Annotated in this window: 2 protein-coding genes and 1 pseudogene; 2 read left to right on the top strand and 1 reads right to left on the bottom strand. The window is 46.9% G+C overall.

Annotated features, from left to right (window positions below; all coding sequences use genetic code 11):
- Positions 1 to 416 precede the first annotated feature (416 nt).
- Positions 417 to 2,525, top strand: coding sequence for a methyl-accepting chemotaxis protein (locus tag B3M51_RS10820; RefSeq protein ID WP_292759144.1), 2,109 nt, complete (start codon positions 417 to 419; stop codon positions 2,523 to 2,525).
- Positions 2,526 to 2,550: 25 nt separating this feature from the next.
- On the opposite strand, the pseudogene B3M51_RS10815 reads toward B3M51_RS10820, so the two are convergent.
- Positions 2,551 to 3,345: pseudogene (locus tag B3M51_RS10815) on the bottom strand (SDR family oxidoreductase).
- Positions 3,346 to 3,843: 498 nt separating this feature from the next.
- Here B3M51_RS10815 and B3M51_RS10810 point away from each other — a divergent pair.
- Positions 3,844 to 4,167 (top strand): DUF2383 domain-containing protein (locus B3M51_RS10810; RefSeq protein WP_292759141.1); only part of this gene is annotated, 324 nt, incomplete at its 3' end.

Raw genomic sequence — 4,167 nt, 5'->3', positions numbered from 1 at the left:
TTCGGGGTGTGACTGAAAAAGCGTCACTCTGCGTTGCTCGTCACTTATTTAGAATAACTAAAAAGCGCTCCTCGTGCCTTGATTGACGCTTTTTCAGCTCACAACAGAGGCGGAGATGAAAGATCAACAAACCCAACAATTGAGCAAATTTTCATTATCACAATTGCACAGCTGAAAAAAATCTGGCAAAGTCTGCGCGGTCTTGTCATCACGTCAAGCACATCAGGCCTATTCCAAGCCTATAGCCAAGCAGCTTAATTGGGATGTTATCACCGGACAGGGGTAAAGTCGGAATGCGTTGCCATCGTGGGTAACTTTTCGGCTGTTCAGTGAATACGATTATTGTGGCTTGAATTATCAACCTGCAAATTTAATGGTATGCCGGTCAGCACCGGTCCCTGAAAACGGAGATAAAAATGCACCTTTCCATTCAACAGCGTTTTAGTATTTGGGCCGGACTAAGTCTATTGACTGTGGTGGTGGTGACTGCGCTGATCAGTGTTTGGATGTTCGGTTCGATCAAACAGAATCTTGCTGAGCAGGGCCGTGATGTTAACCAACAACAGGCACAGCAATATTTACAGATATTAGCTCAGGACACCGCGGCGCAGTTGCGCATTCCCTTGGAAACAGCATTACACACAGCCCAGGCTAATGCCGCTGTAATGCAGGCTATTGTCGCCGATTCATCCATTACAGATAAGCGTGGTCTTGCTGTCAGAACGCTGGAACAGACTTTGACATTGAATGATGATTTTCTGGGGGCTTACGTGGCATTTGAGCCAAATACTGTGGACGGCAGTGATTTTATGCAGCGTGACAGTTTGGGCAGTGATGCCCGAGGCCGCTTCCTGCCCTATGTTGTGCGTTCTGATAATGATAGCTTTGGGGTGGAAAATCTCGAAGGACTGGAAGATGCTACGCCGGATGAAAATGGCGTAAGAGCAGGTGAATACTATCTTTGTTCCAAAGATCGGAAAAGTAGCTGTGTCATTGACCCTTATCTTTATCCAATTGATGGTGAGCAAGTGCTATTGACCAGTCTGGTTGCTCCGGTAATGCGTGACGGTCGCTTTATTGGCATAAGTGGTATTGATATTTCTGCTGCTTTTTTGCAATCGGTTATCAAGGATGTCGCTGCAAAGCTTTATAAGGGAATGGGACAGACCTTATTAATCAGTCCTCGGGGTGTCATTGTTGGACACAGTCAGCAACCTGAGCTGATTGGTCAGAATCTCAATGCGTTGGATAATGACCTCAGTGAAGCATTACGCAGTGTCAGCGAAGAAGGCCAAAGCCGGATTTTGCAGCAGCAACAACAGTTTATCGTGCTCAGCCCATTCACCTTGCCAGGAAGTGAGCAGGGCTGGGTAACCTATCTGGCGGTTCCGGAAGCCGAGGTATTGGCAGCCGTTGCCGAACAGGAGCAATTTCTTAATCGTGCGCAAGCCAGCTTTGTGACGACTACCAGTCTGCTGGGGTTGCTGTTAGCCATCATTGGTGTCGGTGTGGTCTGGCTGGTGGCGCGTAGCAGTATCAGGCCATTATCAGAAATGACTGCTCTGGTAGCTTCTATCGCAGAGGGCGAGGGCGATCTGACGCAGCAACTTGATATCAAACGTCAGGATGAGACGGGTAAATTATCCGGCTTTCTGAACACCTTCATTGGCAAGCTTCGCAGCCTGATCCAGCAATTAATTCCGCTTGGCGACAATGTCAGCAAGTTGTCTGCGGAAGGTCGTCAAATCAGCGAGCAAACGCGAACACAGATGGATCAACAGCAGCAGTTGCTTGAAGAAATGGTTTCTGCGGTCACTGAAATGGCGGCTTCAGCCCAGCAGATTGCCGGAAATGCCGATCGCACATCACAATTTGTCAGTAATGCCAATGAGTCATCACAGTCTGGTGCCGGACTGGTTCAACGTACCTCAGAGTCAATTCATCAGGTCAGTAACAGTGTGCAGGAATCTCAATCAGCGATGCTGGAGCTGGAAAAAAACAGTGAGGCGATTGTCAGCATCTTGTCAGTGATTCAGGGAATTGCCGAACAGACCAATCTGCTGGCCCTTAATGCCGCAATTGAAGCAGCGCGGGCCGGGGAGAAAGGGCGTGGTTTTGCTGTGGTAGCAGATGAAGTAAGAGCCCTGGCAAGTCGGACTCAGGTGGCCACTGTTGATATTCAGGAAAAGCTCAATGTACTGCAAAAAGGCAGTCGACAGGCAGCCGCCAAAATGCAGCAAAGCGGGCAACAAGTGACTGAAACCGTTGATCTGGCTCGTGCAGCAGAATCAGCATTGCAGGATATTCAGAAAGCTATCATGGAAGTCACCGAAATGACGTTTCAGATTGCTTCAGCGACCGAAGAACAAAGCGCAGTATGTGAGGATGTCAGTAAAAATCTGACAAAAATTTCGCAGCTTGTCGAAAATACCACCGAGGGCGCTCGCCAGCTGAATCAGGTAGGGAATAAGCTGGACGAAGCTGCCAATAGTCTTAAACTTCAGTTAGGTTCGTTCAAGGTCTGACCGGCTTTTATAACAATCCAGGTGTTTACATTTGAATACGGCCGCCGGTGACACCATAAATTTCCCCGGTTATATAGCTGGCGTCTGCTGAGGCTAGAAAAACATAAACCGGTGCCAGCTCAGCCGGCTGGGCCGGGCGGCCAAATAAGGTATTGGCACCAAAGTTTTACACTTTTTCATCAGGCATGGTGGTCGGGATTAATGGTGTCCAGACCGGTCCTGGTGCCACCCCGTTTACTCTGACGCCCTGGTTAATGGCTTCAGAAGCTAATGACAGGGTGAAGTTGGCAATCGCCCCTTTGGTCGCGGCATAGGGAGCAAGATTGCTGCTGGGTTCAAATGCCTGGATGGAGGTGGTGTTAATAATGGATCCACCTGGCGGAATATGGTTTAACGCCGCCCGTGAAAAATGGAAAAAGGCTTCAATGTTGGTTTGAAATGCATAACTGATTTCCTCATCGGGAATATCCTGTAATGATGCGTAGGTTTGCTGAAACGCGGCGTTATTGACCAGAATATCCAATCGGCCAAATTCTTCGATACATACTTCCACTGCTCTATCACAGGCCGGTCGATTATTTGATTGATCCATTTTTATCGAAATAACTTCTCTACCGGCTTCCCGTACCAGACGTTCAGTCTCATGTGCATCCTGTTCTTCGCTGAGATAGGTAAATACAATATTTGCCCCCTCGCGAGCATAGGCCAACGCCACTGCCATCCCAATGCCACTATCGCCCCCGGTAATCAAAGCTACTTGACCGGCTAATCGATTATGTCCCTTATAGCTGTTTTCACCATGATCCGGTACCGGGTTCATGTTGTTTTCCTGGCCGGGCAGTTTTTGTGGCTGAATTTCAAATTCTGGACGTGGATATTGATTCCTTGGATCAGGGAAGCGGGTCGATGCTGGTTGTGTCATAGCGGAAATCCTCCAGTAAAAATCGAATGCTTATGAAGTCTCTTCAATAATGCAAAAGCTATTCCGTCCAGCATAGATGACATGGATGACCATTCTTTGGGATAAAACCATAAGCAACCCTGAAAAAATAAAACAATAACTCCAAGTAAAAATTACCAGTGATAGGAATTTTTTATACAGACTGACCAATAATTCTCGGGCGTTTTTTAATAAAAGATCCGGTCATAGTCACTGTTTTAGAGCTTGTTAGCTGTAATGAAACTCTCTGGCATAGAGATTGCGATGGGTTGATCAGAATTTAATTATGGCTGGCTAAAAGCCGTTTGATTAATCATCTGCAAGGTCAGGATATGAATAATCAATTAACACCTAATCATAAAAAATGAAAGGCATGCGATGGAAGTAATTAATGAGAGTGATGTCATGGAGACTGAAGAGATAATCAGCAAGCTTAATGATCTGGTTGCATTGGAATTTAATGCTATCGAGACATACGAAGTAGCAATTGAACGGCTGGAAAATCTCGATTATCGGGCAAAAATGACGGAGTTTCTTGGCGAGCACGAACGCCACTTGATGGACTTATGTGACGCAATTATCCAGGAAGGTGGAACACCACTGGATGGAGGAGATTACAAACAATTTCTCACAAAGGGTCCCGTCATCGTTGCGGGTATTGGTGGAGACAAGTCCGTTCTGAAAGCCATGCTGCTTAATGAG

The organism is Methylophaga sp. UBA2689, from assembly GCA_002354555.1.
In the GTDB taxonomy this organism is placed as follows: domain Bacteria; phylum Pseudomonadota; class Gammaproteobacteria; order Nitrosococcales; family Methylophagaceae; genus Methylophaga.
Note: the sequence above shows the minus strand (reverse complement) of the source record. Positions and strands in the feature narration are given on the sequence as shown.